General features: G+C 72.2%; 1 protein-coding gene. It reads left to right on the top strand.

From position 1 onward, the window contains the following. Nucleotides 1–547: hypothetical protein (locus ACFQ2O_RS22410; protein ID WP_377533261.1), on the top strand; the 547-nt coding region annotated here is incomplete at both ends.

The raw sequence follows: 547 nt of genomic DNA, 5'->3' as shown, positions 1-547 counted from the left end.
CGGGGCTGGTCGCCCTGTTCGACGCGGCGGGCGACGCCTTCGACCAGTACGCGAAGGACGTCCAGCGGATCAAGGACGACGCGGACACCATCCGCCTGCAGCGCGCGACGCTGGCGATCGCGGTCGCCGCCCAACAGTCCGCGATGCCGGCGATCGAGCGAGCAGCGAAGGCGGCCGGCGCGACCGAGGCGGTCGCCACGAGCCTCTCGAACGCACAACGGGCGGTCACGGAGAACGCCGACCAGTCGTCGGCGCTCGATGCGCAGTGGGACCAGCTCGTGCTCGACCGCGCAGCTGCGGACGCCGCCCTGCTCCGTGTGATCACGGGGCCGGAGACCCTCGGGCGGTTGGGGAGCATCGACGGTCGTGGCGTGGGCCTGTCCGACGCGGACCTGGCGAGCACCCTCGCGTCGTTGTCGCCGACCGAGCTCGGCGCGCTCTTGATGCTCGACCGGAACCTCGCCGACCGCCTCGGTGAGATGTCCCCGGAGGACGTCGCGGCGCTCTGGAAAGCACTCGGCGGTGGACAGGACACCACGGGCGCAGA

It is taken from the genome of Pontibacter rugosus, from assembly GCF_042678745.1.
In the GTDB taxonomy this organism is placed as follows: Bacteria; Bacteroidota; Bacteroidia; order Cytophagales; family Hymenobacteraceae; genus Pontibacter; species Pontibacter rugosus.
Note: the sequence above shows the minus strand (reverse complement) of the source record. Positions and strands in the feature narration are given on the sequence as shown.